Raw genomic sequence first — 24,924 nt, forward strand, 5'->3', positions numbered from 1 at the left:
TAGGCCACGTCTGCAATAGCCCGCGCTTGCAAATATCCCGCGTCTGCAATTAATGTGTTCGCATGTAGGCGGCGACCGCAACAGTACTCGCGGACGGACCGCAGCCCCTACCAACACCTCCCCCCTCCCCTGAAGGGCACCTTCCCCCATGCCTCTCGCACTCCTCGCCCTCGCCGTCGGGGCCTTCGGGATCGGCACCACCGAATTCGTGATCATGGGTCTGCTCCCCGAGGTCGCCGGCGCATACGGCGTCTCGATCCCCACCGCGGGCTTCCTGGTCACCGGCTACGCCCTCGGCGTCGTCCTCGGCGCCCCGCTCATGACCGTGCTCGGCACCCGCATCCCCCGCAAGCGCATGCTGATGCTCCTCATGGGCCTCTTCATCGCCGGCAACGTGCTCTCCGCACTCGCCCCCTCCTTCGGCGTCATGCTCACCGGCCGCGTCGTCGCCTCCCTCGCCCACGGCGCGTTCTTCGGCATCGGCGCGGTCGTGGCCGCCGAGCTCGTCGCCCCCGAGAAGAAGGCCGGAGCCATCGCCATGATGTTCACCGGCCTGACCGTGGCCAACGTGGTCGGCGTCCCGCTCGGCACCCTCGTCGGGCAGACCCTCGGCTGGCGCGTCACCTTCCTGATCGTCGCCGCGCTCGGCGTCGCCGGTCTGCTCGGCATCGCCCGGCTCGTACCCGAACTTCCCCGACCCGAGGGCGGTGTACGGATCCGCCGCGAGCTCGCCGCCTTCCGCAACGTCCAGGTGCTGCTCGCGATGGCGATGACCGTCCTCGGCTTCGGCGGCGTCTTCGCCGCGATCACCTACATCACCCCGATGATGACCAACGTCGCCGGCTTCGCCGACTCCTCCGTCACCTGGCTCCTCGTCCTCTTCGGCCTGGGCATGGTCGCCGGCAACCTCATCGGCGGCCGCTACGCCGACCGCGCGCTGATGCCGATGCTGTACGTGTCCCTGGGCGCCCTGGCCGTCACGCTCGCCGTCTTCACGCTCACCGCCCACACCAAGGCCGGTGCCGCCGTCACCGTCGTCCTGATCGGCGCGCTCGGCTTCGCGACCGTGCCGCCGCTCCAGAAGCGGGTCCTGGACCAGGCCGCCGGGGCGCCCACCCTGGCCTCCGCCGTCAACATCGGCGCCTTCAACCTCGGCAACGCCCTCGCCGCCTGGCTCGGCGGGCTCGTGATCGCCGCCGGCCTCGGCTGGACCGCCCCGAACTGGGTCGGCGCCGCGCTGGCCGCCTCCGCCCTGGTGCTCGCCCTCGCCTCCGGCGCACTGGAACGCCGTACGACCGCGCGTGCCGCCGCCGGCGCCGGCCGGGTGGTCGCGTCCGCCGCGGCCCGCGAGGCGACCGCCGCCGCACCCGCCAGCCGCTGATCCACTCCTGTTTCCCGTACACCCCCCCCCGCAAGGAGATACCGGCATGTCCACCACCCCGCGCACCGCCGTCGCCGCCCTGACCACCGAGGACGCCGAGCTGCTCGTCGGCGCCGCCACGTCCGCCGCCGAAGCGGCCGGGGCCACGGTCAGCGTCACCGTCCTCGACGCCGGCGGCCACCTGCTCGCCTTCCGCCGGGACGACCGGGCCGTACTGATCTCCGGCGAGACCAGCACCCGCAAGGCCTACACCGCCCTCCAGCTGAACGCGGCCACGGCCGATCTCGTCGAAGCGGTCCGCCCCGGAGGCCCCTTCCACACGCTGCCCACGGCCCTGGACCGCCCCCTGCTGTTCATCGCGGGCGGGCTGCCCGTCCACCGCGACGGCCGGCTCGTGGGCGCGATAGGCGTAGGCGGCGGGGCCCCCGAACAGGACCACGCCTTCGCCGCCGCGGCGCTCGACGCCCTGGTCTGAGGCGCCATGGACCGGGACGCCGGGCCAGGACGGCCGGTCCATGGCGGCCGGCCCGGGACCCCTCCCGGGTCGCGCGCCCGTGTCCCCCGTGCCAGGTTGGGTACGGGGGACACGGGTGCATGATGCGGAAACCAAGGATTCACAGGAGGGTCCGGGCCAGCGCGACGGCAACGGCGGCCGCGCTGGTCACCTTCGCCGTTCCCGGCTGCTCGGCGGCGTCGGACGAGGCGCGCGCCCCCGCCACCCCGGAATCCTCCACGACGGCGGCCGCCCCGACCGATGCCGCCCCGCCGCCGCCCGCCCCCACCCCGACGCAGACCTACCCCCTGTCCACGGCCCCGCGCACCATCCCCGCCGTGCGCGAACACGTACCCGCCCGCGGCCCCGGCTGGAAGCCCGCCGCCGACGCCCGCGTCGTCGTCGCGCAGGGCGACGCCGCCGCCCTCTCGGACGAGGCGCAGCTGCTCGCCGGGGAACTGGGCCTCACGTACGGCGACTCCGCGGCGCCGCGCGCCGGCGACGTGGAGCTCTCCCTGGAAGGCGCGGGAAAGCCCGAGTCGTACACCCTCACCGTCAAGGACGGCACGGTCCGGATCAAGGGCCCCGACGAGGCCGGGGTCTTCTACGGCACCCGCACCCTCAAGCAGGCGGTGAAGAGCGCCGGTTCGGCCCCCGAGGGCACCGTGAACGACGCCCCGGCCAAGCCCCAGCGCGGCCTCAACCTCGACATAGCGCGCAAGCACTTCACCCCCGACTGGATAGAGGACCGGCTGCGCGAGATGGCCGACCTCAAGCTCAACCAGCTCGGCCTGCACTTCTCCGACGACCAGGCCTTCCGCATCCAGTCCGACACCCACCCCGAGATCGTCTCGAACCCGCACCTCACCAAGGAGCAGGTCCGCGGGATCACGGCGCTCGCCGCCCGGCTGCACATCACGGTGGTCCCCGAGATCGACTCGCCCGGACACCTCGGCGCGCTCCTGCGCGCCCACCCCGACCTGCAACTGCGCGACGTACAGGGCAGGGCGGTCAAGGGCGCGGTGGACATATCCAACCCGGCGGCCGCGAAGCTCGTCGACGAACTGCTGCGCGAATACCAGCCGCTGTTCCCCGGCGGAGCCTGGCACCTGGGGGCCGACGAGTACCAGGCGCTGGTCTACCGGGACCCGCAGGCCTCCTTCCCGCAGCTCGCCCGCGCGGCCCAGCAGCGGTACGGCCCCTCGGCGCGCGTGCAGGACCTGGCCACGGGCTGGCTCGACGACCGCGCCGACACGGTCCGCCCGTCCGGCAAGGCGCTCAAGGCGTGGAACGACGGCTTCTTCGCGGGCGGGGTGACGAGCGCGGCGAAGGACATCCAGGTCGAGTACTGGACCGGCAAGGAGATCGGCGCCCGGCCGCCGCTGGAGTACCTGCGCGAGGGCCGCAAGCTGGTGAACCTCAACGACGAGTACCTGTACTACGTGCTCGGCGAGCCGAACCAGTTCACCTATCCCACCGGGCGGCGGATCTACGAGGAGTGGACCCCGCTGGTCCTGCGCGGTACCACCGCCGTCCCCGCCTCGTACGGGAACCAGGTCCTGGGCGGGCGGCTCGCCGTCTGGGCCGACCTGTCCGGCGCCCAGACCCAGGCCCAGGTGGCGGACGGCATTCGGCTGCCGCTGGCCGCGCTCTCCCAGAAGGTCTGGGACGCGCGCACGCCGCAACTGCCCTGGTCCGGCTTCCAGGCCCTCGCCGACCGGCTCTGAGCGGGCACTCCCGGATGCCGACGGGGCGGCCGCCGTGACGGCGGCCGCCCCGGGTGCTACCAGATGGAGTTGACCCACTCCGGGTGGTCGATGAACGGGTTGCGGTTGTGCTGGTAGGTGTCGAATATGACCTGGTTGCGGCGCTGCTCGAAGGCGTCCGGCGGGTCCATCTGGTTCCACTGCTTCAGCAGGCTGAGCCGGCCGAAGAGCGGCGCGGAGCCGTTGTTGACCTGGTCGTTCAGCTCCAGGTCGGCGAAGCCGTCGCCGCCGTCGTAGCGGACGGCCATGTAGAGCAGCATCCGGGCCACGTCGCCCTTGACCGCGTCGCGCGGCTCGAAGGAGTCGGCGTCGGTCAGGCTGCCGGGGGCCTCGCTGACGGGGCTGCCGCCCTTGTCGAAGTCCTTGTTGCCCCGGGTGCTGTTGACGGTCACGTCCTCCGGGCGCAGGTGGTGCAGGTCGGTGCCCGGGCCGGTGGCGGTGCCGAAGTCGCCGTGGCTCTTGGCCCAGACGTGCTCGCGGTTCCAGTCGTTGACCCCGCCGCCGTTCGACGACTTGGACTGGGAGCGGCCCGAGTAGACGAGGATGACGTTGTTGGGGTTCGCCGGGTCCTGGTCGGTGACCTTCAGGGCGTTCCACACCCCGTCGTAGGTCACCTTGGACTGGTTCTTGATGATGTCGTGCAGGGCGGTCTTCAGCGCGGCCCCGGTCTTGCCCTGGGCGCTCGCGTAGTAGTCCGCGTACGGGTCCGCCGCGGCGGCGGCCGTCGGGATCGCGGGAGCGGTCGTGCGCTGCTGGCCGGCGGACGCGGCCGCCGGTACGGCGAACAGGGCGGCGGCGGCGAGGGCGGCCGCCCAGGGGGTCAGGCGCGAGATTCTCATCGGGTGGGGGGTACCTCTCCATACGCACCGTCCCCGCCCGGGGAATTGGCGGAGTGTCAGTGGCAGAGCGAGAGTCACATTGTCATGTGCCGAACAGGTGAAAACCATGTGTCGACCATGGGTGATCTTCGTGTGTGCCGGCTGTCCGCCGGGGGCAGGGTAGCGATGGCCCCGGGCGGGGCCGGACCGACGACGACCAGCCCCATCGGGAGCAGCCCATGGCAGTGAAGATCCTCATCGTGACCGGCGACGCGGCCGAATCGCTGGAGGTCCTGTATCCATACCAGCGCCTGCGGGAGGAGGGCTACGAGGTCCACATCGCGGCGCCGCAGGTGAAGAAACTGCGCTTCGTGGTCCACGACTTCGAGGAGGGCTTCGACACCTACACCGAGAAGCCCGGCTACACCTGGCCGGCCGATCTGGCCTTCGCGGACGTGGTCACGGAGGACTACGAGGCCGTGGTGGTCCCCGGCGGCCGGGCGCCGGAGTACCTGCGCAACGACCCCGAGGTGCAGCGCATCCTGGCGGCCTTCGCCGAGGCCGACAAGCCGATCGCCCAGATCTGCCACGGGCCGCTCATCACCGCCGCGGCCGGGGGCCTGACCGGCCGCCGCGTCACCGCGTATCCGGCGCTGGAGCCGGACATGAAGGCGGCCGGGGCCGAGTTCGAGGACTCCGAGACCGTGGTCGACGGCACCCTGGTCTCGGCCCGGGCCTGGCCCGACCACTCGCGCTGGATGAGGGAGTTCCTGACCGTACTGCGCGGCAAGGCCCCGGTGGTCTGAGCACCGGGGCCGGGGCCGGGACGGGGGGAGCGGCCCCCGTCCCGGCCGTCGTCAGTTGACGGGGGTGATCGGCGGCGCGGGCTCGTACTTGTAGTTCGGGCCGAAGTTCTTCTTCACGGCCGACTCCCAGGAACCGTCCTGGACCATCTTCTTCAGCGCGTCGTTGATCTTGCGCTGGAGCTCCTTGTCGCCCTTCTTGACGCCGATGCCGTAGTTCTCGGTGCTGAGGCTCTGGCCCGTCAGCTTGAACTTGCCCTCGTTGCCCTTGCGGGCGGCGTAGCCGGCCAGGATGGCGTTGTCCGTGGTCATGGCGTCGACCCGGCTCTCCTGGAGGGCGACGACGCAGTCCGAGTAGGCCCCGAGCTCCAGCAGGGCCGCCTTGGGGGCGAGGTTCTTCTTGAGGTTCTCGGCCGAGGTGGAGCCGGTCACCGAGCACATCGTCTTGCTGTTGAGGTCCTCGGCCTTGTTGATGGACGCGTCGTCGGCACGCGTCATCAGGTCCTGGTGCGCGACGAAGTACGGGCCGGCGAAGTCGACCTTCTCCTTGCGCTTCTCGTTGATCGAGTAGCTGGCGACGACGAACTTCACCTCGTTGTACTGGAGGAGCAGTTCGCGGTCGTTGCTGAGGACCTGCTTGAACTCGATCCGGTCCGCCTTGTAGCCGAGCTGCTTGGCCACGTAGGTCGCGACGTCCACGTCGAAGCCGGAGAAGGCGCCGCCGGTCTCCCGCATGCCGATGCCCGGCTGGTCGAACTTGATGCCGATGGAGAGGGTCCCCTGGTCCTCGTCCTCACCGAAGACGCACCCGGAGGCGGTCAGGGCGATGGCGATCACTGCGGCGACCGCACCGGCCTGGGGAACCTTCATGCTGCACTCTTTCCTGGGGTAACGCGGAATGCGCCATCGGGATCGCCGGGGCATGTGGAACCGCGGAAACGTCGGTGACGTCGAGACGTGTGTACGAGGAAGCTAGGAAGCCCGCGGGCACAGCGTCACTAGATTTGAGCGAAACTTGAGGATAACGATCCGGTTCAGCCGCAGATCCTGCGGTTGAACCGGGCCGGTGCGGGAGAAAGGGGCGGGCGTGGGAACAGGGTCCGTACGCGTGGACGGAACACCCTGCTCCTGGGCGAAGGGGTATAGACCCGGTTCATCCGGACCCTTCGACAATGCGTCGCCGTACCGCCGGGTCTCGGTGCGGCCGGCTCCTTCGCGTCCTGTGGGCAGGACAGGGCCGCCCGCGCCCCGGCGACGGGGCTCGGCGTCGGCGGCGCCGAGGCCGGGCAAACCCGTACAGGACGGCGATGGGCAACGGCCGGGAACGTACGGTCCTTCGGGCGGCGGCGGGGGTCCGTGGGATCATGCGGGGGCAAGTCCTGGTGAACGAAGGGGGAGTTCGGTGACCGGTGTACGCAAGGGCCTGGCCAAGGTGGAGTTCGCGCTGCGGTGGGACCCCAGTCCGGCGGGCACGCCCGCGAGTGACCTCGACATCGTCGCCGCGGTCTACGGCGGCGCGGACCTGCACGGCACGCCGGTCCAACTGGTCCACTTCGGCAGCCGCTCGCCCGACGGGACCATCACCCTGAACCGGGACAGCCATACCGGTCAGGGCTTCGGCTTCGACGAGGTGATGACCTTCGAGCTGGACCGGATGGGCCCCGATCTGCGCCGGGTGGTGGTCGGCGTGGTCATCCAGAGCGGGGGCGCGGACGCGGGCGCCGGAGGCCCCGCGAGGACCTTCGCCGACATCGCCGGCACGGGGTTCCGGATCCGCGAGGGACACACCGACCTCGCCCAGGGCGATTTCGCGTCCGTGCCCTCCGCCACCGCGGCCACCGTCGTCGAATTCACCCGCGACGGTTCGGGCGCCTGGTCGTTCGAGGCGCGACTGCGCGGTTTCGACGTCGATCCGGAGGAGTTCGCCCGCGTCATGGGCGGTGTCCGCTGAAGGCGGCCGCCGGCGCGGTCGCGGTGCCGCACGGACCCGGCGGCGGCCACTCCTCGAGTGAGTGGCCGCCGCCCGGGCCGGGTGGCGCGCTGCCGCCGTCCCCACGAGGCAGCGCGGGCGGGTCGCCGTCAGGTCATCGGGACGGCGGCCCGCCGGTTCAGGGGGTCCCTCCGGCCGGGGGCCGGGCGGGGTGGGAGGGCGCGAGGCCCAGGGACGGGAGCATGACCGCGTCGACGAACCGGACCAGGTAGTCGGCGTCCGCGTACCGTCCTTCCAGTACCGGCCGGATCCGGAGCACGCCCATCAGCTGGGCCGGCAGGAACTCCACGGCCGGGTGGTCGGCGGCGATCTCGCCGCGCGCCACGGCCCGCTGCACCATCGCGTCGAACGCGGCCAGTTCGGGCTCGACCAGCGCCTCGCGCAGGGCGGCCTGGAGTTCCTCGTCACTGAGCACGGCGTGCCCGAGCGCCTGCGTCAGCCGGGTGTCCCGGCCGGACGTGCCGGCCGCGATCCTCGCCGCCTCGCGCAAGTCGCCCGCCAGCGTGCCGGTGTCCACCGCGACGAGGGTGCCGTGACGGCCCGCGCGCAGGGCGGCGGCGACGAGCTGCGGCTTGGTCTTCCACTGCCGGTAGAGCGTGGACTTGCCGCAGCTGGCCCGGGCGGCGATGCCCTCCATGGTCAGCGCCTCGTAGCCGTGCTCACGCAGCTGCTCCAGGACGGCGTCGTAGAACTCCTGCACCCGCTCCGGTGTGATCTTGGAGCGGCGCGCGGGGGGCGGCGTCGACGTCATGGGGTGCGGCTCTCCTCGGGGGCTCCTCGGCGGCGGTTCCACTACGGAAGTGTACGGGAACGCGAACGTATCGGTACACCAGCGTATCGATACGCCAATGTATCGATACACTGGCGTGTCGCAGTGCGCGTAAACAGTGAAGAGAGACCGGGGGATGACCTCCCACACCACACCTGCCGGGCCGGAGGCCGGGCCAGCCGGACCGAGAGCCGCGCGCCGTCGCCTCATACGCGAGCTGCTGCTCGTCGCGGGCTTCTTCACCGTCTACAAGGCCGGCCGGCTGCTCTCGACCGACCGCACCGGGGAAGCGTTCCGCAACGCGGAGCGAATATGGGACGCCGAGCGAGCGCTGCGCCTGCCCGGTGAAGGCGCGGTGCAGCGGCTGCTGCTCCACGGGGACGCCCTCGTGCACACCGCGAACACCTACTACGCGGTCGTCCACTTCCCCGCGACCGCGCTCTTCCTGATCTGGCTCTACGTCCGCCGACCCGCGCACTACCTGTGGACCCGCCGGGTGCTGGCCGTGCTCACCGGAGCCGCCCTCGTCCTGCACCTCGCCTTCCCGCTCGCGCCCCCGCGGATGCTCGAAGCCGCACGGCTCATCGACACCGGGCAGGTCTTCGGGCCCACCGTCTACCGGGCCGCGCCGGACGCCGACACCCTGGCCAACCAGTTCGCCGCGATGCCGTCGCTGCACTTCGGCTGGGCGCTCATGCTCGCGCTCGGCGTGATCGCCGCCACCCGCACGCCGTCCCCCGACGGGAAGGCCCCCTCCCGGTGGCGCCTGCTGTGGCTGCTGCACCCGCTGCTGACCCTGCTGGTGATCGTCGGCACCGCCAACCACTACTGGCTCGACGCGGTCGTGGCCGCCGTCCTGCTCGGGGTGGCCCTGCTGCTGGTCCCCCGGCCGCGCGCGGCCGGATCCGGCACGGTCCCGGCTCCGGACCCGGACGCCGACTCGGGCACGGTCCCGCGCAGGGACTCGGACTCGGACGCGCGCACGGGCCCCGCCGCGGACGCCGTCGCGGGAGCGTCGCCGGATCGGCAGGGCGCCGCGGCCCCCGTAGGGGCGGGGCAATGAACGACACCGTCCTCGCCCTCGCGCTCTGTCTCGCCTCGGCCGTGGCCTACGCCGCCGGCGCCGTCGCCCAGGAGCGCCTCGCCCGCGCCGCCGTCGCGCGCAGCGCCAAGGCGCTGATGGGCTCCGGCGCCTGGTGGTGGTCGGCCGGGCTGAACGCCGCCGCCGCGCTCCTGCACGCGGCGGCCCTGCGGTACGGCCCCCTCACCCTGGTGCAGCCGCTCGGCGCGCTCACCCTGGTCGCCGCGGTCCCGCTGGGCGCGCGGCGCTCAGGACGCCGGGTCGCGGCCACCGAATGGCGGGGCACCCTGGCCACCGTCGCCGGTCTCGGCCTGCTCCTCCTCCCGGCCTCCGGGCCGGCCCCGGACGACACCCTCACCCTGGCCGAGACGCTGGCCGTCTCCGGGGCGACGGCCGCCGTGATCCTCGCGCTGACCGCGTCCAAGGACCCGCGCTCGGGGCTGCGGCACGCGACGGCGTCGGGGCTGGCGTCCGCGGCGGCCTCCGCCCTGACCCAGACGGTGGCCGTGGCGGGCGGGCGCGGCGGGGCCCTGCTCAGCTTCCGGGTCGTCGCGGTGGCCCTGCTCGTCGTGTTCTTCGCCGTCGGCGGGATGCTGCTCTCGCAGCGGGCCTACCGCGGCGGCCTCGGCGCCCCGCTCGCCGTGGTGAACCTCGCCAACCCGCTGGCCGCGGCCGCCATCGGCATGGTGCTGCTCGGCGAGCGCCTCCAGGGCGGAGCGCCGGGGATGCTGCTGGCCGCGGCCGGAGCCCTGCTGGCGGCCCGCGGAGTGGTCCTGCTGACCCGGACGCCGTCCGCCGCGGCGGCGCCCCCGCAGGCGGTTCCCGCCGCGGCTGCGGCCGCCGCCGTGCCGGCCGAGCCCGCCGTGCCCGCCGTACTGGCCGTCCCGGCCGAGTCCGCCGAGCCCGCCGGCCGCGTGGCGGCCTGAGCCGGAGAACCGTTTCGGCCACGGCGGCGTCCTCCCCGGTGAACGTCCGGCCCGAGGAACGACCGGACGTGACGGAACGACCACCGAACCACCGAAGCGGAGTGACTGGGCATGGGGATCGTCAGCTGGATCATCCTGGGACTGCTGGCCGGCGGCATAGCCAAGGTCCTGTTGCCCGGCCGGGACCCCGGCGGTCTGATCGGCACCACCCTCATCGGTGTCGCCGGCGCCTTCATCGGCGGCTGGCTCTCCGCGAAGTTCCTGGACAAGCCGATCCAGACGGAGTTCTTCGACCTGGCCACCTGGGGCTCCGCCATCGCGGGCTCGCTGGTCCTGCTCATCGGCTACCGGATCCTGTTCGGCAACTCCCGGGACTGACCCGGCGCCGCCCACCGGCACCCGCACCACGACCCGTCAGGTTCCGGCCGATGTCCGGCCCCGAGCCGCCGGCCCCGAGCCGGACACGGCACCGCCCGACGGTCGGAGGAAGGCCCCACTACGCTGGCCGGACCACGCGGTGTACGAGAACGAGCAGCGAGGAAGCCGGTACCGCCATGAACGTCACCCCCGTCCCCACGGCCGACCTGTACGACGAGTACGGCGAATCCCTCGGCATCTGCACCACCGCGTTCCGGCAGTTCGGCGGCCGCCGCCTGTTCGCCGGTCCCGTACGGACCGTCCGCTGCCACGAGGACAACGCCCTGCTGCGCGCCCTCGTCCACACCCCGGGCGAGGGCGCCGTGCTCGTCGTGGACGGCGGCGGCTCGCCCCGGACCGCCCTGGTCGGCGATCTCCTCGCCGGCGCGGCCGAGAGCAACGGCTGGGCGGGCCTGATCATCAACGGCTCGGTCCGCGACAGCGTCGCCCTCGGCGGCCTCGACCTCGGCATCAAGGCGCTGGGCACGGTCCCGCGCAAGAGCGGCAAGTTCGGCGAGGGCGCGGTGGACGAGCCCGTCAGCATCGGCGAGATCACCTTCCGCCCCGGCGACACGGTCCACGCGGACGACGACGGCGTGGTCGTCCTGCGCGGCTGACGGCGAGAACCGGCCAGGGCACGCGCAGCGGCCCTGGCACGGCCGGGCCGGCCCGGGTTTCACTGCGGGCCCATGAGACGACACAGGATCACGGGCCTGCTCGGCGCGATCGCGCTGGCCGCCGGCACCCTGGCCGCCGCGGGACCCGCGCACGGCCTCACCCCGGCCGACCCGCCGCCCGCGCAGGGCGTGAGCCCGGCCGACCCGCCGCCCGCCGAGTTCGGCACCGACTGGCACGACCCCCTCACCCCCGCCCCACCCGTCACCCGGCCCGCGACCCGGTCCTGCGAGGTGACCCTCGCCGAGGCGCAGTTCCGCGACTTCACCCCGTACCAGGGCAGCTACGCGCCGCCCGCGGCCTGCGGCACCGGCCGCTGGGCGAAGGTGGTCCTGCGCCTCGACGGCAAGGTCAAGGGCCGCCAGTACGACCGGCTCGGCCACCTCTCCGTCGGCGGCGTCGAGATCCTGCGGACCTCCACCCCCCAGCCCTCGCCCGACGGGATCACCTGGTCCGTGGAGAAGGACGTCACCCGCTACCGCGACACCCTCGCCCGCCCGCAGCCCGTCGACATGCTCATCGGCAACGTCGTCGACGACACCTACACCGGCGTCATCGACGTCAAGGTGACGCTGACCTTCTACGCCGCGGAGGGCGGCGCCGCGGCCCCCGACACCCCCGACCGCGTCCTGCCCCTCGCCTCCCCGACGGTCACGACCCCGCGCAACACCGAGCGCCTCGTCGCCGAGGTGTACGCCACCGGCTCCGGCGGCGGCTGCGAGGAGTACTGGTACATGACCACCCCGGACGCGGCCCCGTACTCCTGCAAGGCCGCCGACGGCCCCCACCGCGAGGTCCGCGTCTCCGTCGACGGGCAACTCGCCGGCATCGCCGCGCCCTTCCCCACCGTCTGGACCGGCGGCTGGTCCAACCCGTTCCTCTGGTACGTGACTCCGGGCCCGCGCGCCTTCGACGTCCAGCCGATCCGCTACGACCTCACCCCGTACGCCGCCCTGCTCAACGACGGCCGCCCGCACCGGATCGAGGTGTCCGTCGCCGGGGTGCCGGCCGGTCAGAGCGGCTGGAGCACCCCCACCAACCTGCTGCTCTGGCAGGACGAGGCCCGGCAGGTCGTCACCGGCGCCCTGACCCGGCACGAGCAGAGCGATCCGGCGGGCCACTCCCGCTGGGCGCCGGCCGCGCCCGGCGGACAGCACCGCCTGGACACCGAGGGCGGCCACCGGCTGACCGTCGCCGGGCACCTGAACACCTCCCACGGCCGGGTGGCCACCACCGTCACCCGCGCCGTGCACAGCACGTCCGTCCACCGCTGGACCGAGGGCGAGAACCTCGACGCCCTCGACGCCACGTGGACCGACGAGGAGAGCGTGACGCACGGGCCGACCACCACCCGGACCGTCCGCACCCACACCATGGACGGCGAGACCACCCTCGGCGCAGGCGACCGGCTGCGCACCGTCCTCTCGCTCGGCGACCGCGCGGACACCGTCACCCTGCGCGGCGGTCGGCCCGTCGACTCGTCCCGGCTCGACGACCAGTACACGGGTGACGCCACCTACACGGCGAACGTCCCCCGCGACCAGCGGCACGCCGTCGCGACCACCTCCGCCCGCTACCGGCTGTACGGGTCTCAAGCACCCGGCGGGTGCTACGACCGCACGGTGGGCACCGTCCAGGGAACGGTCACGGTGGACCGCCGACGCTGCTGACGGTGGCGGCGCCTACGATGATCCGCCATGGACACGAGTGAGGCCGGCAGACAGCTGATCGACGGGCGCTTCGAACTGGTCGCGCCCCTGGGCAGCGGCGGCATGGGTACCGTCTGGCGGGCGCGCGACATAGCCCTGCACCGAGAGGTCGCGCTCAAGGAAGTGCGCCCGCCCGACCCGGCGACCGCCGCCGCCCAGCCCGGCCTCGCGGACCAGCTGCGCGAACGCGCCGTCCGCGAGGCCCGCGCCCTCGCCCGCCTCGCCCACCCCCACGTCGTGACGATCCACCACATCGTCGAACCGCCGGAAGGCGCCGACGGGCACCCGTGGATCGTCATGGAGATGGTCCGGGGCGGCTCCCTGTACGACCGCCTGGAGTCCGGACCGATGCCCCCCGCGGAAGCGGTGCGCCTCGGCCTCGACGTCCTGTCCGCGCTGCGCGCCGCACACGCGGAGGGCATCCTCCACCGTGACGTGAAGCCCGCCAACGTACTGCTGCGCCCCGACGGGTCGGCCGTCCTCACCGACTTCGGCATCGCCGCGCTGCACGACTCCACCGGGCTCACCGCGACCGGAGTGCTGATCGGTTCACCCGAGTACATCGCACCCGAGCGGGTCCGCGGGGAGGAGGGGCTGGCCGCCTCGGACCTGTGGTCCCTCGGCATGCTGCTGTACGTGGCCGCCGAGGGCACCAATCCGCTGCGCCGGGCCACCAGCCTGGCCACGGTCGTCGCCGTGCTCGACGAGCCGATCCCGGCCCCGGTGCGCTCCGGCCCGCTGGGGCCCGTACTGGAACGGCTGCTCGTGAGGGACCCGGCCGCGCGGCCCGACGGAGCGCAGCTGGAACAACTGCTCCGCGACGCGAGCGCTGCTCTCGGCTCCGGTTCCGGTTCCGGAACCGGCCCTGGCGTCCCGTCGCCCGCCGCCTCCCCGATCGCGTCGCCCGGCCCGTACGGCCAGTTCGGTCCGTACGCGCCGGCCGGCGCACCGCACACCCCCTCGCCCTACGGCTCTAGTGGCTCGCCGTACGCCGCGGCCACGACGCCCGTTCCGGTGGCGTCCGCCCCGCGCCGGCGCCCGGCCCTGATCGGCGCCGTGATCACCGCGGTCCTGGCCGCCGGTGTCGTCGGCATCGTGCAGCTGATGCCCGACGGGAACTCCGGCGGCGACGAGGCGAAGGGCGGCGCCGCGACCCGTCCGGCCGTCTCCGCCACCCCGCCCGGGCGGGACGCGTCCTCGGCCCCGGCCCCCAAGGCGAGCGCGCAGAAGGCGGACGCCCCCCGGGGCAGCATGATGACGCCGGAGAACGTCCGCACCGCCCTGGAGGCGTTCAAGAAGGAGACGGGGACGACCACCTTCGTCGACATGACGCTCTACGACGGGTACATCCTCGCCTCCATCCCCACCGCCGCCGGTGCCGAGACCGTCGACTCCTGGCAGTACCGGGACGGCGCGGCCTCGCGCACGGGCCCGGACGGCACGGTCGAGGAGGGGGAGCCGCTGATCGACATGGCCACGGTCAACTGGGATGCGCTGCCCGGCATGCTGGAGCAGTCCAAGAAGGACCTGAAGGTCGAGAAGCCGACCTCGCGCCACGTCATCGTCGACCCGTGGATGATGGACCAGGTCCCCTCCGTCCGCACGTACCTCAGCGACGAGTACGGACGCGGCGGCTACGTCCTGTGGAAGACCGACGGCAGCCTCAGGAAGGTCACCGCCACCTGATCCCGCGTGCCCGAACAGGGCCGCGCGGAGCCGAGCGAGGGCGCGCGCACGCACGCTGCCTTCCCCGCCGCCCGCACGTACACCGAGGAGCTCGACCACCATGCCCAGCTGGCGCACCACCCTCACCGCGGGCGGAATCTCCGCCCCGCGGCTGCGGGACGACTACACGCACGCCGCCCGCCGGGTGCTCCGCCGCGAACCGGCCCCGTACCTCGCGCTGCGGCTGCTCGCCGCGCCCCCGCTGGTGCCGTACCTGGCCGCGGGACTCGCCTTCATGAACCTCGTCGACGACGTGGCCGAGACCGGCACCCCGCAGCAACGGGCCGAGGGACTCGCCGCGCTGGCCGGGCGGACCGAGGCGGCCCTGACATCGGGGGACAGCGCGGACCCCGTGCTGCGCGCCTACGCCCACGCGGTGGACGCCCGCGCCCTCCCCGCGCACTGGGTCTCCCGCTTCCTGGAGGGCGCGGCCACCGCCGAGGCCGCCTTCGACGGCTTCGCCGCCGAGGAGGACTTCCAGGACTATCTCGACGCCTACGCGTGGCCCGGCGTACTGGTCTTCACCGGACTCCAGTACCGGGGCGGCCCCGACGCCGAACAGGCCGCCGGCTGGCGGCGGTTCGTCGACGCCGCCCAGCGCGTGGACTTCCTCGCCGACCTCTGCGGGGACCTCGCGGACGGCCGGCTCTGCATCCCGCGCGAGCGGCTCGCGGCACACTCCGTGACCCGCGCCGACCTCGAACAGGCCCGTGACACCCCGGGCGTGCGCGCCCTCCTCGCCGACGAGAGCCGGCGTGCGCGCACGGCCCTCGACGCCACCCACGGCATCCTCGACCTCGCCGAACCCGGACTGCGTCCGGTGATCGCGACGATGAGGGAGCTCATGGAGCACCAGCTGACCCGCGTGGAGCGCGCGGGCGTGGGTGCCCTGCGACGGGACGTCGGCTACGGCCTGGCGGCGCCCCTGCGGATCCTCGTCCGCGCCGCCCGTCGGTCCGCGCCCTCCGTCACCGAGGCGGGTTCTAGTAGGGCCCGTTGACGTTGTCGATCGAGCCGTAGCGGGCAGCCGCGTAGTTGCAGGCGGCGGTGATGTTGGCGACAGGGTCGTAGGAGTTCAGCGACGTGCCGGGCACGTGGTAGGTCTGGAAGGTCGGGTCGATGACCTGGAGCAGGCCCTTGGACGGGATCCCGTTCTGGGCGTTGATGTCCCAGTTGTTGATCGCCATCGGATTGCCCGAGGACTCCCGCATCACATTGCGGTGAATTCCGTTGTAGCTGCCGGGAATTCCGTGCTTGGCCATGACGGCGAGGGACTCGCGGATCCACCCGTCGAGGTTGTTCGGGTACGCGCTGGCCGGCTTTGCAGCCGGCTTTGCGGCGGGCTTTGCGGCGGCCGCGAGGGCGGGCCGGGCGGCGGACCGGCTCGCACGGGCGGTCTCCGCCTCGGCGCCGAGCTTCAGTTTGACGCCGGGCCGGATGATCGACGGGTCGTCGCCGATGACGCTCCGGTTCGCCGCGTAGAGCTGCTGCCAGCCGCCGCTCACGGAATGGTCCGCGGCGATCTCCGAAAGGGTGTCGCCCGCGACCACCGAATACGTGGCGGGAGTGGCGGTGCCTGCTGCGGGGGCGGCGGTCAGGGCCGCGGGGGCGGCGGTCGTCGGCACCGCACCTGCGGTGGTCGCGCTGATCAGCGGCAGAGTGAGGGCCGCGCCACCGGTGCCGGCCAGGGCCAGCTTGCGGGTGATCGGGTGGTGCTTGGGCCGACGGTGCTTACCCTTTGCAGGCATGGCGGAATTCCTCACGTGGGGGGACGGAAGAGCCCGGGCGGCGGCCTATTCGGCGAGCGGACCACCTGGAGTGAGGTGAAGGTAAGTGAGCGCTGAGGGCGGGAACAAGCCCCGAATTCCACCGATAGATCGACATCCCGCTATCGGCCCGTTAAATGACCATGAAGACCCCGCGGCGACATAGCCGATTCCCTTTCCGGGAAAAGGGAATCGGCCGTCGTGTGGAAATGATGTTGGCCTCTCCCGCGTGACTCACATCACGGGTCGGAGGCCCTGGGCGCAATACGGTCAAGTCCGGTGTGCATGCGCCTCATTCGGACGGCAGGCCCATAACGTGTCGAAACGCCCATCGTGGACTCTTTCCGGCGTCCGCCGCCTACCGTGGCGGGCCGGCCGGAAGCTCGCCCAGCCGTTCCAGGGTGGCCGCCACCGCCGCCTCCGAAGCCGGCAGCAGCGGGAGTCGTACGCCGGGGCTCGGAATGCGTCCCTGTGCGTGCAGCACGGCCTTGACGACCGCCGGATTGGGCTCGGCGAAGGCCGCCGCCGACATCCGGGCCAGCGCGTGCCCCAGCGGCCGCGCCCGGGCCACGTCGCCGGCCCGCCAGGCCGCCGCGAGCTCCACGAACCGTTCCGTCGCCAGGTGCGCCGAGGCGAGGATCCCGCCGACCGCGCCCAGCGCCAGCAACGGCGACAGGTACGCGTCGTCGCCCGCCAGCACCTCGAACCCGGCCGGCAGGTCCCCGAGCAGCGCCACCGCGTCCTGGTCGATGCCACCGCCCGCGTACTTCATCCCGGCGACCCCGGGGAGGGACCCGAGGGCCCGCAGCGCGACCGCGTCCAGCGGCTGCCCGGTGCGGTACGGGATGTGATAGACGATCAGCGGTACGGGGCTCACCTCCGCCAGCCGCGCGAAGTGCGCCAGCACCCCCGGCGCCGAAGGCCGTACGAACGCCGGCACGGTCACCAGCGCCGCCCGTGCCCACGGCCACCGCGCCAGACGGGCCAGCGAGGCCTCGGCGGCCCGGGTGCCGCTCGCCCCGGCGCCGACGGTCAGCAGCGCCCCCCGCTCCCGGCAGACCCCGGCGCACACGCCCGTCACGAGGTCCCGCTCCGCCTCGTCGAGGCAGGCGGCCTCCGCGGTGGTGCCGAGGGCCACGATCCCGGTGGCGCCCGCGTCGAGCACCTCGTGCGCGAGCGCCTCCAGGGCCGGGGCAGCCACGTCCCTGGCGGGGGTGAAGGGAGTGACCAGCGGTACGTGGATCCCGTGGAGCGAGAGATCTCCCGGCGTGTGCGGTGCGAGGTCCCGGGCCGTGTGCTGCGTCATGTCCTGAGTCGTGTGCTGCGTCATGTGCCGTGCCGTGTCCTGTGCCATGCCGAAGAGCCTCACCCGCCCGGAGCGTCAAATCCAGTTCGCGTTCCTTACCCGAACCGTAAGCTGAGCCGATGCTCGATGTACGACGCCTGCGCCTGCTGCGCGAACTCGCCCGCCGCGGCACCATCGCCGCCGTGGCCGAAGCCCTCACCTTCAGCCCTTCGGCGGTCTCCCAACAGCTCGGCGTGCTGGAACGGGAGGCCGGCCTGCCCCTGCTGGAACGCACCGGCCGCCGGGTGCGGCTCACCCCGGCGGGGGAGAACCTGGTCCGGCACGCCGAGGCCGTCCTCGAACGGCTGGAGCAGGCCGAAGCCGACCTCGCCGAGGCGCGCGGCGGCCTGGCCGGAGCCCTGCGGATCGGCGCCTTCCCCACCGCCACCCGGGCCATCGTCCCGGCCGCGCTGGCCGCCCTCGCCCTGCGCCACCCCGCCCTGGAGCCGATGGTCTCCGAGACCGACCCGGCGGCCGTGGCGCACGCCCTGCGGGCGGGCGACCTGGACGTGGCCCTGGTCCACGAGTACGACTTCGTCCCCGCCCCACAGGAGCCGGGCCTGGCCACCGAGCCGCTCTTCGTCGAGGCGATGTACCTGGCCGCGCCCGCCGGGGAGACCCCCGAGCCGGCGGAGGGCCCGGACGCGGGCGCCGCCCTGCGCGCACACGCCCGGGCGCCCTGGATCACCGCCACGCCCGGCACCCTCTGCCACGCCATGACCGTACGGGCCTGCGAGGCCGCCGGCTTCACGCCGCGGGTGCGCCACCAGGTCGACGAGTTCGCCACCGTGCTCGCGCTGGTCGCGGCCGGCCAGGGCGTGGCCCTCGTACCGCAGCTCGGGGTCACCGGCCCCGCGGACCCGGCCGTGCGCCTGACCCGGCTGCCCGTGCGGCGCCGTACCGGCCTCGCCTTCCGCAGCGGGGCCGGCGCCCACCCCGCCGTGGCGGCCTTCGGCGCGGCGCTCCGGGCCGCCGTACCGCCGGATCTGGTCGCGTCGCGCGCCGAAACGTGACACAACTCCCGTACCGCGTGCCGCCCGTGTACGTTCGTTGATCCAGACCGATTCGATCAGAGCGGGGTACGACGTGACGCATCGCGTACGAGGGGTCATCGCCCGGAGCAAGGGCGCACCGGTGGAGACGACGACGATCCTCGTGCCCGACCCGGGACCCGGCGAGGCGCTCGTGCGGGTCCAGGCCTGCGGGGTCTGCCACACCGACCTGCACTACCGCGAGGGCGGGATCAACGACGAGTTCCCCTTCCTGCTCGGCCACGAGGCCGCCGGGATCGTCGAATCCGTCGGCCCGGACGTCACCTCCGTGGCCCCCGGTGACTTCGTGATCCTCAACTGGCGCGCGGTGTGCGGCACCTGTCGCGCCTGCAAGCGCGGGCGGCCCTGGTACTGCTTCGCCACGCACAACGCCACCCAGCAGATGACCCTGGAGGACGGCACCCCGCTGTCCCCGGCCCTCGGGATCGGCGCCTTCGCCGAGAAGACCCTGGTCGCGGCCGGCCAGTGCACCAAGGTGGACCCCGCCGCGGCCCCCGCCGCCGCCGGACTCCTCGGCTGCGGGGTGATGGCCGGCCTCGGCGCCGCCCTGAACACCGGCAACGTGGGCCGGGGCGACTCCGTGGCCGTCATCGGCTGCGGGGGCGTGGGCAACGCGGCGGTGGCCGGAGCCCGGCTGGCGGGCGCCTCGAAGATCATCGCGGTGGACCTGGACGACCGGAAGCTGGAGTGGGCGCGCGGCCTCGGCGCCACCCACACCGTCAACGGCCGCACGGAGGACGTGGTCAAGGCCGTCCAGGGCCTGACCGACGGCAACGGCGCGGACGTGGTCATCGACGCGGTGGGCCGCCCCGAGACCTACCGGCAGGCCTTCTACGCGCGCGACCTCGCCGGGACGGTGGTCCTGGTCGGCGTGCCGACCCCGGAGATGAAGCTCGAACTCCCGCTCCTCGACGTCTTCGGCCGCGGCGGAGCCCTCAAGTCCTCCTGGTACGGGGACTGTCTGCCGGAGCGCGACTTCCCGGTGCTCATCGACGTCTACCTGCAGGGCCGGCTCGACCTGGACGCCTTCGTCTCCGAGACCATTCCGCTCGACGGGGTCGAGGACGCCTTCGCCCGGATGGAACGCGGCGAGGTGCTGCGCTCGGTCGTCGAGTTCTGAGACCTCCCGCCGGCCGCGGCCGGAGTGCCGGCCGCGGCCGCAGTGCCGGCTGGGTCCGGCCCGGCCGGCAGGGCACCCCATAGACTCGGCCCACCGCCACCACCGCGCCCCGCCGCCACCCGGCCGGGGCGCGATGTCCGTACCTCGCACCCCAGGGGGCCGCCCGTGACCATCGCCCACAGCTACCGCCAGCCCGGCACGGTCCTCACCGACCACCGGTTCACCGTCCCCCTGGACCACGCCCGCCCGGACGGGGAGCGGATCGAGCTGTACGCCCGGGAGGTCGTCGCCACCGGCAAGGACCCCGAGACGCTGCCGTGGCTGCTGTACCTGGAGGGCGGTCCGGGCTTCGGCGCCCGCCGTTTCGTCGGCCGGCAGGCCTGGCTGGCACGGGCCCTCACCGAGTACCGGGTGCTCCTGCTCGACCAGCGCGGGACCGGCCGCTCCACCCCGCTGAACCGGCAGACGCTGCCCCTCCGTGGCACCCCGGCCGAGCAGGCGGAGTACCTCGCCCACTTCCGCTCCGACTCCATCGTGCGCGATGCCGAGGCCATCCGCCCCGGCCTGACCGGCGGCGCGCCCTGGACCGTGCTGGGCCAGAGCTTCGGCGGATTCTGCGCGACCCACTACCTCTCCACCGCACCCGAGGGCCTCAGCGCCGCCCTGATCACCGGCGGCCTGCCCTCCCTCACGGCCACCGCCGACGAGGTGTACGAGGCCGCTTTCCCCCGGATCGAGCGCAAGAACCTGGCGCACTACGCCCGTTACCCGATGGACGTCGAGCGCGCCCGCCGGATCGCCGCCCACCTCGCGGACCGGCCGGCCGAACTCCCCGGCGGGCACCTTCTCACCGTCGAGGCCTTCCAGTCCCTCGGCATCCTCCTCGGCGGCGGCGACGGCAGCCACCAGCTCCACTACCTGCTGGAGGACGCCTTCGTGCCGACCCCGGCCGGCCCGGCCCTCTCCGACGCCTTCCTGGAGGGCGTCCGCGCCCTCCTCTCCTTCGCCGGTCACCCCCTCTACGCGCTGGTCCACGAGGCGATCTACGCCCAGGACCCGGCGACGCCCACCGGCTGGGCCGCCGAACGGGTCCGCGCCGGACACCCCCGGTTCGACGCGGCGAAGGCCCTCGCGGGCGACGAGCCGATGCTCTTCACCGGCGAGACCATCCACCCCTGGCACTTCACCACCGACCCCGCCCTCGTCCCGCTGCGCGAGACGGCCGAACGCCTGGCCGCCCGTACCGGCTGGCAGCCGCTCTACGACCCGGCGCGCCTGGCGGCCAACGAGGTGCCGGTGGCGGCCGCCGTCTACCACGACGACATGTACGTGGACACCGCCGACTCGCTGGCCACGGCCCGCGCCGTGCGCGGCCTGCGGACCTGGGTGACGGACGAGTTCGAGCACGACGGCCTCCGCGCGAGCGGCACCCACGTCCTGGACCGGCTGCTGTCCCTCGTCCGCGACGAGGCGTGAGTCGGCGGCGCTCCACGAAGGCGCGGCCCCCGGCGTCGGCGGCAGGGCGATGCCGGGGGCCGGCCGGTGGGCGCCGCCGACCGCGTGCGACTGCCCGCTCGCACGCAGCCGCCCACCGTCCGGTCCCACGCCGGGTCGGCCCGAGGAAGATCCCCGTGGCGTCGAGCGGCGCCACCACGTGTCCCTGACGGTCCGTTCGCCTAGGGTGCGAGACATGACCGAACAACCTGATCAGCAGACCCCCTTGCAGCCCATGCCCACCGACTGGCAGCGCGCTCTCGCGGTGGTGGCCCACCCCGACGACCTGGAGTACGGGTGTGCGGCCGCCATCGCGGACTGGACGGACGGGGGGCGGGAGGTCGTCTACCTCCTCGCCACGCGCGGCGAGGCGGGCATCGACAGCATCGCCCCCGCCGCATGCGGCCCGCTGCGGGAGGCGGAGCAGCGGGCGAGCGCCGCGGTCGTCGGCGTGTCCGAGGTGGAGTTCCTGGACTACCGCGACGGCGTCGTCGAGTACGGCCTCGGTCTGCGCCGGGACATCGCCGCGGCCATCCGCCGGCACCGGCCCGAGCTGGTCGTCACCCTCAACCACCGTGACACGTGGGGCGGCGCGCAGGGCGGCGGCTTCTGGAACACCCCCGACCACAAGGCCGTCGGCCGGGCCGTCCTGGACGCGGCCGGGGACGCCGGCAACCGCTGGATCTTCCCCGAGCTCATCGAGCAGGGCCTGGAGCCGTGGAACGGCGTGCGCTGGGTCGCGGTGGCCGGATCCGCCACCCCGACGCACGCGGCGGACGCCGGTCCCGGGCTGGAGCGATCGGTGAAGTCGCTGCTGGAGCACAAGGCGTACATCGAGGTGCTCACCGACCAGGACCCGGAGGAGTACGTCCGCACCTTCCTCACCGGGAACGCCCAACAGGCGGCGGCCCGCTTCGGCGGCCGTCCGGCCGTGCCCTTCGAGGTCTTCCCCCGCTGATCCGCCACCCCTAGTCTGACGACTCGTCAGTTCTTCTGTCGTCAGCCATCGGACCGGGGGTGCGGGACACGGTGATCGACACCATCTCCACGGAGATCGCGGAGGGTGAGGAGCGGATCCGACTGGAGGTCGCGGACGGCCTCGCGGTCCTCACGTTGTGCCGCCCGGACAAGCTCAACGGCTGGAGCTGGGAGTCCACCCGCCAGCTCGGCCTGCTGGCGGACCGGATCCGCTTCGACGCCTCCGTCCGGGCGGTGCTCCTGCGGGCCGAGGGCCGGGCCTTCTGCGCGGGCATCGACGTGAGCGCCCCCGGCGGCGGCATCACGGGCGGATCCGCCGCCGAGCGCACCCGGAACTACTACGAGGGCATCCGCTGGGTGCACGAGCGCTTCGCGGTCCTCGCCCGCCTCCCGCAGCCCGTGGTGGCCGCCGTCCAGGGCTACTGCCTCGGCTTCGGCTTCGAACTGGCCCTGATGGCCGACGTCCGGGTGGCGGCCGAGGACGCCGTCTTCGCCCTGCCCGAAGCAGGGTTGGGTGTGGCGGTGGACGCAGGAGGCGACCTCCGCATCGCCCGCGAGGCGGGCGCGGGATGGGCCAAGTACCTGGCCCTGACCGGCCGCCGCATCGACGCGGCGACGGCGCAGCGCCTGAACCTGGTCCAACTGCTCGTCCCCGGCGAGGAACTGGAGTCGGTCTCCCGCGTCCTCGCCGCGGAGATCGCCGCGAACGCGCCCCTCGCCGTCCAGGGCATCAAGCGCGCGGTCGACGCGTACGCCGACGCGGCCCTGCCCGCGGCCCTCGACCGGGTGGCGATGACGGCGGCCCTCACCCTCACCTCGGACGACTGCCGCGAGGGCTACGGCGCCAAGGCGGCCCGCCGCCCCCCGCGCTTCAGCGGAGGCTGAGCACCGGCCGGGTCGAGAACTGCGCGTACATGTCCTCGCCCTCCGGCCCGTACACGAACTCCGCCATGTACGGGTTGCGGTTGGCGGTGGCCAGCGGCAGCCAGCCGAGCAGGTCGCCGTATCCACCGCAGACGGCCTCGCCGCCGTCGCCGCCGTGCACCGCGGTCGGGTCCCCGCTCAGCTCCGTGCCGTAGCTGTCGTAGGCGATGTGCAGCCCGAAGGCGTTCGCCTCGTGCCGCACGCCGCCGTCTCCGTACGACGGCTCGTCCAGGGGGCACTCGTTCCCCCAGCGGAACAGGGTGCGGGCCCCGGCCCCGCACGCGTGCTCCCACTCGTCGGCGCCCGGCATGCGCAGGCCGCGCGCCGCGAGGGCGCCCGGTAGGCCGGCCGGGTGGTCGCTCAGGGCCTCGTCCTCCACGGCCATGAGCACGGTGGCCAGCGTCGCGGTGCGCGGCGGGCTGAGCACCGCGGCGAGATAGGACGGGAGGTCGGGGTGGCCGTATCCGTACCCCTCGTCCACGCTCTCCGTGTAGTCGGCGCTCTGCGCGGGCGTCGGCGTGAAGGCGTCCGCGTCGAACCCCAGCCGCACCGTCCCGCCGGGTATGAGGGCGAACTCCTGCCCCTCGCGCTCGATGCGGACGCGGTGCAGCGGCCCGCCCAGGTGCTCCACGGCGTCGAGCAGCACCACCCGGCCGCCCACCTGCGCGGCGGCCTCGTGCGCGAGGCGTCCGGCGGCGGCCGGGTCGAGCGAACGCCAGCGGTCAAGGGTCAGATCGGCGAGAGACATGATCCGATCCTCGCACCGGCCACTGACAATCCACGTCGTCAGGGGGTGAAGGGGCCGCGCCCCAGCTGCTCCCGTACCGGGACGACCGCCGGGTTGACCACCGACCGGCGCTGCCAGTTCGCGCCGTCGACCACCAGGGTGTGGCCGGAGACGAAGCGGGCGTACGGCGAGGCCAGGAACGTGGCGGCCCAGCCCAGTTCGCGCGGGGCGCCGACCCGCAGCGCGGGCTGTCGGGCGTCCTTGGAGTCGGGCGCGGCCCGCTCCAGGCCGCCGCGGACGTCCTCGGTCATGTCGGCGTGCGGGAACAGCCCCGGCACCAGCCCGTTGATCCGGATGCCGTACGGGCCCCACTCGACGGCCAGGGTCTCCACCAGGTTCTTCACCCCGGCCTTGGCGGCGGCGCTGTGGGCGAAGCCGGGCCCGCCCGTCCAGGCGTACGAGGCGCCGATGTTCACGATCGTCCCGGGGGTGCCCGCGGCGAGGTGGCGGCGGCCGAACTCGCGGGTCACGAACCAGGTCCCGGTCAAAGTGATGTCGACGACCGCCCGCCAGGCGTTCGGCGACAGGTCCTCCGCGGGGGAGGGGAAGTTGGCGGCCGCGTTGTTGACCAGGACGTCCGGTGGCCCGACGGCCGCCTCGGCCGCGTCGAACACCTCCGCGATCCGCTCCGGGTCCCGGATGTCGCAGACCGCGGCCGTCACCCGGCCCGCGCCGGGAACGGCCGCCAGCTCCTCCTGCGCCGCCTCGAGCTGCTCGGAGCGGCGGCCGGCGATCACCAGATCGGCTCCGAGGCGGGCGAACTCGGTGGCGATGGCCTTGCCCAGCCCGGTGCCGCCGCCGGTCACGAGGACCACCTGCCCCGCGTAGGTACCGGGGGGCAGGGCGGCGGCGCCGAGCGGCGGGGGCGCGGGCAGGCCGCGCGGGATCTCGTCCGTCATGGGGCA

At 73.6% G+C, this 24,924-nt stretch carries 24 protein-coding genes; 17 read left to right on the forward strand and 7 right to left on the reverse strand.

Annotated features, from left to right (window positions below):
* The first annotated feature begins 148 nt into the window (after window positions 1–148).
* The 3 genes from ACFYP3_RS28550 to ACFYP3_RS28560 all read left to right on the forward strand — a co-directional run bounded on the left by ACFYP3_RS28550 (window position 149) and on the right by ACFYP3_RS28560 (window position 3,601).
* Complete coding sequence (locus ACFYP3_RS28550) at window positions 149–1,381, forward strand: MFS transporter (RefSeq protein WP_388838385.1); 1,233 nt, start codon at window positions 149–151, stop codon at window positions 1,379–1,381.
* 46 nt (window positions 1,382–1,427) lie between these two features.
* Complete coding sequence (locus ACFYP3_RS28555; RefSeq protein WP_388838388.1) at window positions 1,428–1,856, forward strand: heme-binding protein; 429 nt, start codon at window positions 1,428–1,430, stop codon at window positions 1,854–1,856.
* Between the two features lie 122 nt (window positions 1,857–1,978).
* Window positions 1,979–3,601, forward strand: coding sequence for a glycoside hydrolase family 20 protein (locus ACFYP3_RS28560; RefSeq protein ID WP_388838518.1), 1,623 nt, complete (start codon window positions 1,979–1,981; stop codon window positions 3,599–3,601).
* Between the two features lie 56 nt (window positions 3,602–3,657).
* Here the strand turns inward: ACFYP3_RS28560 and ACFYP3_RS28565 are convergent, their stop codons facing one another.
* Entirely contained in the window at window positions 3,658–4,479 is an 822-nt protein-coding gene (locus ACFYP3_RS28565) for an endonuclease I family protein (RefSeq protein WP_388838391.1), read from the reverse strand.
* A 218-nt stretch (window positions 4,480–4,697) separates the two neighbouring features.
* Between ACFYP3_RS28565 and ACFYP3_RS28570 the strand changes: the two genes are divergently transcribed.
* A complete protein-coding gene (locus tag ACFYP3_RS28570; protein WP_388838394.1) occupies window positions 4,698–5,264 on the forward strand; it encodes a DJ-1/PfpI family protein in 567 nt (188 codons plus the stop codon).
* A 51-nt stretch (window positions 5,265–5,315) separates the two neighbouring features.
* Here the strand turns inward: ACFYP3_RS28570 and ACFYP3_RS28575 are convergent, their stop codons facing one another.
* Window positions 5,316–6,131 carry a glutamate ABC transporter substrate-binding protein gene (locus ACFYP3_RS28575; RefSeq protein ID WP_388838396.1) on the reverse strand — a complete coding sequence of 272 codons (816 nt, stop codon included), beginning with the start codon at window positions 6,129–6,131 and terminating at the stop codon, window positions 5,316–5,318.
* Between the two features lie 532 nt (window positions 6,132–6,663).
* Here ACFYP3_RS28575 and ACFYP3_RS28580 point away from each other — a divergent pair.
* Window positions 6,664–7,212: a TerD family protein gene (locus ACFYP3_RS28580; RefSeq protein WP_388838398.1), complete on the forward strand. Its 549-nt coding sequence runs from the start codon at window positions 6,664–6,666 to the stop codon at window positions 7,210–7,212.
* A 157-nt stretch (window positions 7,213–7,369) separates the two neighbouring features.
* Here ACFYP3_RS28580 and ACFYP3_RS28585 read toward each other — a convergent pair whose 3' ends face one another.
* Window positions 7,370–8,002 carry a TetR/AcrR family transcriptional regulator gene (locus ACFYP3_RS28585; protein WP_388838401.1) on the reverse strand — a complete coding sequence of 211 codons (633 nt, stop codon included), beginning with the start codon at window positions 8,000–8,002 and terminating at the stop codon, window positions 7,370–7,372.
* A gap of 154 nt (window positions 8,003–8,156) precedes the next feature.
* On the opposite strand from ACFYP3_RS28585, the gene ACFYP3_RS28590 reads away from it, so the two are divergent.
* From ACFYP3_RS28590 to ACFYP3_RS28620, 7 genes are all read left to right on the forward strand, one after another.
* The gene (locus tag ACFYP3_RS28590) at window positions 8,157–9,083 is read left to right on the forward strand and encodes a phosphatase PAP2 family protein (RefSeq protein WP_388838404.1); all 927 of its coding nucleotides are present in this window, start codon (window positions 8,157–8,159) and stop codon (window positions 9,081–9,083) included.
* Entirely contained in the window at window positions 9,080–10,027 is a 948-nt protein-coding gene (locus ACFYP3_RS28595; RefSeq protein ID WP_388838407.1) for a DMT family transporter, read from the forward strand. Before ACFYP3_RS28590 ends, ACFYP3_RS28595 begins: the two co-directional genes overlap by 4 nt.
* Before the next feature lie 111 nt (window positions 10,028–10,138).
* A complete protein-coding gene (locus ACFYP3_RS28600; RefSeq protein WP_365267034.1) occupies window positions 10,139–10,405 on the forward strand; it encodes a GlsB/YeaQ/YmgE family stress response membrane protein in 267 nt (88 codons plus the stop codon).
* Window positions 10,406–10,581: 176 nt separating this feature from the next.
* Window positions 10,582–11,061 (forward strand): ribonuclease E activity regulator RraA, encoded by a 480-nt coding sequence (gene rraA / locus ACFYP3_RS28605; protein ID WP_388838410.1) that lies wholly within the window; start codon window positions 10,582–10,584, stop codon window positions 11,059–11,061.
* Window positions 11,062–11,133: 72 nt separating this feature from the next.
* Window positions 11,134–12,789 (forward strand): peptide-N4-asparagine amidase, encoded by a 1,656-nt coding sequence (locus ACFYP3_RS28610; RefSeq protein WP_388838413.1) that lies wholly within the window; start codon window positions 11,134–11,136, stop codon window positions 12,787–12,789.
* Between the two features lie 27 nt (window positions 12,790–12,816).
* Window positions 12,817–14,514: a protein kinase gene (locus ACFYP3_RS28615; RefSeq protein WP_388838416.1), complete on the forward strand. Its 1,698-nt coding sequence runs from the start codon at window positions 12,817–12,819 to the stop codon at window positions 14,512–14,514.
* A gap of 100 nt (window positions 14,515–14,614) precedes the next feature.
* Entirely contained in the window at window positions 14,615–15,553 is a 939-nt protein-coding gene (locus tag ACFYP3_RS28620) for a phytoene/squalene synthase family protein (RefSeq protein ID WP_388838419.1), read from the forward strand.
* Here the strand turns inward: ACFYP3_RS28620 and ACFYP3_RS28625 are convergent.
* A complete protein-coding gene (locus tag ACFYP3_RS28625) occupies window positions 15,537–16,301 on the reverse strand; it encodes a transglycosylase SLT domain-containing protein (protein WP_388838422.1) in 765 nt (254 codons plus the stop codon). The genes ACFYP3_RS28620 and ACFYP3_RS28625 overlap by 17 nt on opposite strands.
* Before the next feature lie 376 nt (window positions 16,302–16,677).
* Complete coding sequence (locus ACFYP3_RS28630) at window positions 16,678–17,625, reverse strand: dihydrodipicolinate synthase family protein (protein ID WP_388838425.1); 948 nt, start codon at window positions 17,623–17,625, stop codon at window positions 16,678–16,680.
* A 119-nt stretch (window positions 17,626–17,744) separates the two neighbouring features.
* On the opposite strand from ACFYP3_RS28630, the gene ACFYP3_RS28635 reads away from it, so the two are divergent.
* From ACFYP3_RS28635 to ACFYP3_RS28655, 5 genes are all read left to right on the forward strand, one after another.
* The gene (locus tag ACFYP3_RS28635) at window positions 17,745–18,677 is read left to right on the forward strand and encodes a LysR family transcriptional regulator (protein ID WP_388838428.1); all 933 of its coding nucleotides are present in this window, start codon (window positions 17,745–17,747) and stop codon (window positions 18,675–18,677) included.
* Window positions 18,678–18,750: 73 nt separating this feature from the next.
* Window positions 18,751–19,836: an S-(hydroxymethyl)mycothiol dehydrogenase gene (locus tag ACFYP3_RS28640; RefSeq protein ID WP_388838431.1), complete on the forward strand. Its 1,086-nt coding sequence runs from the start codon at window positions 18,751–18,753 to the stop codon at window positions 19,834–19,836.
* Window positions 19,837–20,007: 171 nt separating this feature from the next.
* On the forward strand, window positions 20,008–21,312 hold the full coding sequence (locus ACFYP3_RS28645) for an alpha/beta fold hydrolase (RefSeq protein ID WP_388838521.1): 1,305 nt from the start codon (window positions 20,008–20,010) through the stop codon (window positions 21,310–21,312).
* A gap of 214 nt (window positions 21,313–21,526) precedes the next feature.
* Entirely contained in the window at window positions 21,527–22,288 is a 762-nt protein-coding gene (locus ACFYP3_RS28650) for a PIG-L deacetylase family protein (RefSeq protein WP_388838434.1), read from the forward strand.
* Between the two features lie 71 nt (window positions 22,289–22,359).
* Window positions 22,360–23,193, forward strand: a complete 834-nt coding sequence (locus ACFYP3_RS28655) for an enoyl-CoA hydratase/isomerase family protein (protein WP_388838437.1) — start codon at window positions 22,360–22,362, stop codon at window positions 23,191–23,193.
* Here the strand turns inward: ACFYP3_RS28655 and ACFYP3_RS28660 are convergent.
* Together ACFYP3_RS28660 and ACFYP3_RS28665 are read right to left on the reverse strand one after the other, a co-directional pair.
* Window positions 23,180–23,980 (reverse strand): hypothetical protein, encoded by an 801-nt coding sequence (locus ACFYP3_RS28660; protein WP_388838440.1) that lies wholly within the window; start codon window positions 23,978–23,980, stop codon window positions 23,180–23,182. The genes ACFYP3_RS28655 and ACFYP3_RS28660 overlap by 14 nt on opposite strands.
* Before the next feature lie 38 nt (window positions 23,981–24,018).
* On the reverse strand, window positions 24,019–24,918 hold the full coding sequence (locus ACFYP3_RS28665; protein ID WP_388838443.1) for an SDR family oxidoreductase: 900 nt from the start codon (window positions 24,916–24,918) through the stop codon (window positions 24,019–24,021).
* Between the last annotated feature and the right edge of the window lie 6 nt (window positions 24,919–24,924).

Source organism: Streptomyces sp. NPDC005533 (assembly GCF_042871845.1).
GTDB lineage: Bacteria > Actinomycetota > Actinomycetes > Streptomycetales > Streptomycetaceae > Streptomyces.